At 65.3% G+C, this 5,228-nt stretch carries 5 protein-coding genes, 1 tRNA gene and 1 pseudogene; 2 read left to right on the top strand and 5 right to left on the bottom strand.

Annotation, left to right across the window (positions count from 1 at the left end; all coding sequences use genetic code 11):
• A partial coding sequence (locus NU1_RS39760) for a hypothetical protein (RefSeq protein WP_157553668.1) occupies nucleotides 1-2,123 on the bottom strand: 2,123 nt, incomplete at its 3' end.
• A gap of 14 nt (nucleotides 2,124-2,137) precedes the next feature.
• Here NU1_RS39760 and NU1_RS39755 point away from each other — a divergent pair.
• A complete protein-coding gene (locus NU1_RS39755; protein WP_067529698.1) occupies nucleotides 2,138-2,485 on the top strand; it encodes an ABC transporter permease subunit in 348 nt (115 codons plus the stop codon).
• Between the two features lie 139 nt (nucleotides 2,486-2,624).
• Nucleotides 2,625-2,705, top strand: a pseudogene (locus NU1_RS44450) (hypothetical protein); the annotation flags it as partial.
• A 578-nt stretch (nucleotides 2,706-3,283) separates the two neighbouring features.
• On the opposite strand, the gene NU1_RS39745 reads toward NU1_RS44450, so the two are convergent.
• The 4 genes from NU1_RS39745 to NU1_RS43960 form a co-directional block, all read right to left on the bottom strand.
• Nucleotides 3,284-3,359 (bottom strand) — tRNA-Ala (locus NU1_RS39745).
• A 104-nt stretch (nucleotides 3,360-3,463) separates the two neighbouring features.
• Entirely contained in the window at nucleotides 3,464-3,901 is a 438-nt protein-coding gene (locus tag NU1_RS39740) for a hypothetical protein (protein WP_067529694.1), read from the bottom strand.
• Nucleotides 3,898-4,719 carry a hypothetical protein gene (locus NU1_RS39735; protein WP_067529692.1) on the bottom strand — a complete coding sequence of 274 codons (822 nt, stop codon included), beginning with the start codon at nucleotides 4,717-4,719 and terminating at the stop codon, nucleotides 3,898-3,900. The genes NU1_RS39740 and NU1_RS39735 overlap by 4 nt, the downstream gene beginning before the upstream one ends.
• 186 nt (nucleotides 4,720-4,905) lie before the next feature.
• Nucleotides 4,906-5,028: a hypothetical protein gene (locus tag NU1_RS43960; protein WP_281221296.1), complete on the bottom strand. Its 123-nt coding sequence runs from the start codon at nucleotides 5,026-5,028 to the stop codon at nucleotides 4,906-4,908.
• Nucleotides 5,029-5,228: the final 200 nt, after the last annotated feature.

Raw genomic sequence — 5,228 nt, 5'->3', positions numbered from 1 at the left:
GGAGCGCCGGCCGAATCCCAGTGCTCGAACAATTTCCAGGAGAACGCTCGAAGCGATTCGAGATCGCAGGTCTCAGCGAGCACCTCCACTCCGCGGTCGGCAGTGTCGAGTTCGGCGATCGACAGTACTGAGACCAGATGCAGCACCGAAGTCTTGGGAAGTGCTGCGGTTCGGTCCTTGATCGCGACCTGCGGAAGCAGCCGAGGATTCACCCAGGCGCCGATGCCAGGCTTCTTCGCCGGTCGAGTCTCAACCGGGCCTTGCTCGAGGACTACGCGGATCGCGGCGGCGACCTGCTCGCCGTAGTGCCCCGCCGCGTCGATGACTGTTTGCGATCCTTGCCGCTCCGCGATATGGATCAGGGCGGTCACAGCTGCGGTGCGTCGTTTCTTCTCGCCTCCAACGGCATCGGGCACAAGGAGGATCGCACCGGTCGCCCCATGACGGTCGAGCCAGGCGGCGCCTTCCGCTCGCTCCACCTTCAGGTCCGCGAACCAGTGGGCTGCCGTCCGGGCTGCGGCGAGCGACACGATGGGCCCGAGGCAGTCGCCCTCTCGTCGAGTGTCCGCGATGTACTTGACGATTCGGTCCGTGACCGCGCGCCCGAAACGAAGCAGGATCGCATGGATGAACGACCGGACCTCCTCCCGGCTGTTGGCCTTCAGCTCACCCTTCCACCGCTCCAGGAGCGGATCGGCGAACTCGGAAGGCCCATAGGCGAGCATCTCACAGACGTAGTCAGGTCTGTAGCGCCGAGAGACTTCCTCCGCCATGAGATCCCACCTCGGGCCGGGCGCCGTCGGCTCGAATTCGGCGGCACACTCGGCGAATCGCTGCTTCTCCTCCTCGGCCCATTCCAGCCTCGGATCGTCTTCGGCGCCGAGCCCCCGGATCACGGTCGGACTCGGCTTCGGAGTGTCTGCGAGCCACGGCGGCGCGACGAGCAGCCCCGGCAGCGATTCCGTAGCGACCTCCGGCAGCGCGTCCGGATCTTCCACGAGCCCCTTGATTCTCGACTGATCGGATTCTCCGAGCTGCGCGAACGCGGGGTCGAACCACTCCTGCGGCACCTCGCTCAGCACAGCCGCCAAGTGCTCGCGCCCGGCAGCGGACGCGACCGGACACCGGGCCGCCGCTGCCCGCATCATCCGCACCGGGAAACGCCGGGCGGCGGCACAGGCCGCCTCTAGAACGAACCGATCGCCGATACGGTCGAGCAGGAACGACACCGCCGCATCACTGGGGAGCATGGCGATCGCGGCCAGTACCGCCTGTCGGCCTTTGGTGTCGGGCTCCCAACCGTTGTCAAGCGTCGCCACCAAGGCGGGCAGGCAGTCGACGCCGAGCCGAGCCATCAGCGCGCCGAGCTTCGCAGCCCCGATTTCTCGCGGGTAGAGCGCGATCCCATCGAGCGCCTCGAGTTGGTCGCTGGTTCGAATGAGCGGCCAGAGTCCACCGTCTGTCGCGCCTTGGTATCCGATGTATCCCGCACATGCGTCGGCGATCCACTGATCCTCGGCCGGGAACAGCAACGAAGCTCGTTCCAGGAGCGCTTGACCGTGCAGGCGCGAAGCGACAGCTGCTCTGACTTCGCTGTAGACCGCGGGTTCGCACGCCTCGATGGCGCCTCGAAGCCGCTCGGTGACGCGGTACTCCCAGTCGCCCACCACCCCGCCTCGCACAGCACGTTTCAGCAGCCCGGTCCTTTCGCGCCAGCGCGGCGAATTCAGGAACGGCCGGTGCTCCTCGTACGCGAGTCCGGCTTCCTCGACCACTGCGGCCGCTGCGAACGGAAGGCCGTGCTCGAGCTCCCAGGCATCGATGGTGCTGCTCTCCAGCGTTTCCCGACGGCTTCGGTCGTGGAGGATCATCGAAATGGCGGCAGCGCCGAGCGGATCGGGCTCGCCGTCGAGATATGCCTGCATGGCCTTCGCGAATTCCGCGTTCTCGGGGACTTCTATGGCCAGGTCGATTCTCGAGCGGTGCTGCTGCAATTCGGCGCGCCACAGTTCAGTCGCGCTGGCCGAGGGGAGAGCGCGTCTGCTCCTCAGCCGACCGGCCTTCCAGGAAGCCGGGAGCTGGAGGACGGATTCGTCGGGCAAGGGGTTCGGTGCTTTCTTCACACTGGCGACAGTAGATGCGGGGTGTGACACCGGGGCTGAATCTGCTTGTGGGACAGACTGGTCAGATCTCGCGGGGCCACGGCGCCTTCCTCGCGATCGAGGCGTACAGCACGGCTGTCATGCTGGACCGCTGGGACGCACCGCATGTCGCGACAGTGCCTGTCGCCGCGGCGCTGACCTTCGTTCTCGGTCTGGCACTGGGCATTCCGGCGCTGCGGCTGCGCGGTCTGTACCTGGCACTCGTAGGGGGTAGTGGCGCAATCGCGCGGATTCCGCGAACTATCTGCGGTAGCCGGACACAATTCAGCCCGGCTCGGTGTCGTACCTGTGTATCAAGCTCGAGCCCATGGCCACGTCCCTGACCGAGGATCTGAAGGCGTAGCTGCGCGAGGCCGCGCAGCTCGCCATCGCCAAACCACCCCACCCACGAGAGTTGGACAACCGCAGGTCTTTCCACGCTGATGGAACAGGGTGTGATCGGCCGCTTCGAGGAACTGACCCATGATCGGCACCCGCGCCACCGGCCGTTCACGGTCCTACCGCTACTACACCTGCTTCAACCGCGCCCGCTACGACACCACCACATGCGACTTCACCCGCCTCGACGCCGACTCCGTCGACACCGCCGTCCTCGACGCGCTCGCACAGTTCTACCGCACCCGCTACGACCTCATCGATCAAGCCATCGCCGATCACCGGCAGCGCCACGACGACTCCAGCGCGGACACCCGCACCGAACTGGCCGCCCTCACCGCCGAACTCACCAAAACCCAGCAAGTGATCGACCGCTACCTGGCCGCGTTCGAAAACGGCAGCCTCGACGCTGAACCCCTCGGCCCCCGACTGGCCGAATTGCGCACCAAGACAACACAACTCACCAACCAACGCGACGAACTCACCGACACCCTCGACAACGCCCCCACCACACCGGCACCCGATCTGCTGACCGGCATCGCGGACCACATCACCGACGTCATCACCGGTGGCGGCCACACCCAAAACCACAGTATTGATCGAAACCCTGGTCACCCAGGTGAAGATCACCGAACCCGACCGGCTCGTGCCCACCTTCCGCATCCCCCAACCCGGAAACGACATCGGGGCCGGTACCGCTTCTGCGGTACCAGCCCCGACGGGAACGGTTCGTGCAATGACCCCTTTGGTGGAGCTAAGGGGACTCGAACCCCTGACCCCCTCACTGCCAGTGAGGTGCGCTACCAGCTGCGCCATAGCCCCGAAAGTTGCTCTCGGAGTGCTGATCCGAGTGCCCGGGACGAAGTTACACACAGAGGGCGCGGATGGGCAAATCGGTGGGGCGCAGTGGCATTCGGGGTAGTGAGTTAGAGAGGGCCGGTGTCTTTGAGGACTCGGCGGGCTTGGGCGAAGAGCATTCCGACATTGACCGATTTTCGGCAGACGGCTACTACGACAACGTCGTCTCTGCTTTCGGTGCGAATGAAGAGGTGGGTCAGGTTATCGCTGTTTACCAGAATTTCTTGGAAATAGTGGCGGTCGGTTCGGACTCCGCGGCGTTCCTTCCAGATGTCTTCGATCATTGTGACATTGCGGCCTTGGAAAATATCCAGTGTCGCGGCGGCGAGTAGATCGAGGACTTCCTGGGGATGATTGTCGACGGTCTCGACGGCCAGCAGCATTCCGGTCGCCATATCGATCGCCCCGGAGGCCAGGCAGTCCGGCACTTCGGACCGAAGGGCTTTCACCAGAACGGCGATTCGGTCGGAGAGACTGCCGGGACCTTTGGGGGTGACGGTATTCATTGCGTCCTTTCTTGTTCCCGTACGGGGGCGATCTTCTGAACTGCCGGACGATCCGGTCGCGGCGGTGGCGGCGGCAGGGTGTCGTTGACACCGCTGGCACCGCGGCGGCGGCGCGGGAGCAGGAATCGGCCGGAGGCGGGTCGCGTTTGAGGCGAGTCAGGGGTGTTTCGCGGTGGTGTGATGATCAGGGCGTCCGCATCCAACATGCGGACCACATCCACGGTGACGGCGTAGAGGCTGCGGTGCAGCTGGAGTGCGATATCGCGACAACTGCGGCGGCCATTGACCCAGAACAGGATGTCCTGCCACTGCCCCTGCGCCGATCCGGCCAGCAGGTCGCGACCACAATCGGTGAGCGACAGATGATTTCGATACGGTGAGACCCGGCCGTGGGCCAGCGCGCGCAGGCGCCGCTCGGTTTCCAGCAGCAGCCAGCCGGGGTCGATACCGGGCACCAGCGGCTGACCGGGCGGTGGGTCTGGCGGTTCCTGCCAATAACAACTTCCGAGCCAGCCCGCGGCAATGGCGAAAGCGCCGTCCAACGCAGCCATCATGGCCACCAACCGCACATCCGCGACACCGGTGGACAATCGCCCGGGTCTGGCCAATAGGTCGGCGATCCCGGGCGCTCCGGGTGAATCCACGATGGCGATCCGTCCACCGAATATATGGAAATCGCCACCGGGATCACCGGTCACCCGCAATACCCCGGTCCGAGATTCCGCCACACCGGTGGCCAATTCCTGGACCAATTCCCGTGCGGCTTCCCGACCGAGCGCCAGCAACCGCTCCGAATCGGAGAATGGAACCGCCGTCATGGTTCGAAATCCTGACAGGGACAGATCTTTTAGAGCAATGAATTCCGAAGAATAGCCCTGCGGATGCGCGCCTCCGCAACACCCGGTAACCGGTCCGCACGCCCGTCACCAGTCAGAGGACCGGGACGGGCGCGCGACCAGAGGTCAAGAAGCCTTAACCTCCGCCCCGGCGCGTCGTGCGGCACGTCATCGCGTCAGCACGTCCTCCGCCGCACGATCGCGGGCGGGGGCGATGAAGGCGGTGGCGGCCAGCGCCGCAACGAGGAGTCCGGCGCAGAGATAGCCACACACCGCGAGACCGACGGTCATCGCCTCGCGGGCGGCATCGGCAATGGGCTGGGTTCGTGGGTCGGCCGCCAGGGCGGGGATAACGGAACCGGCGCTGTCGGTGACGGATTCGCTGAGCGATCGGGCGTCGGAGAATCCGCCTTCGTCGAGACGGTCACGGAGGCTGACCTGCCCTACCTCTCAGGTTCCAATTTCGGTGACTAACTGACAGCCCCTTTCCG

This window comes from Nocardia uniformis NBRC 13702, from assembly GCF_001613345.1.
Taxonomy (GTDB): Bacteria; Actinomycetota; Actinomycetes; order Mycobacteriales; family Mycobacteriaceae; genus Nocardia; species Nocardia uniformis.
The sequence above is the reverse complement of the archived record's forward strand: the minus strand, read 5'-3'. Positions and strand labels throughout refer to the sequence as shown.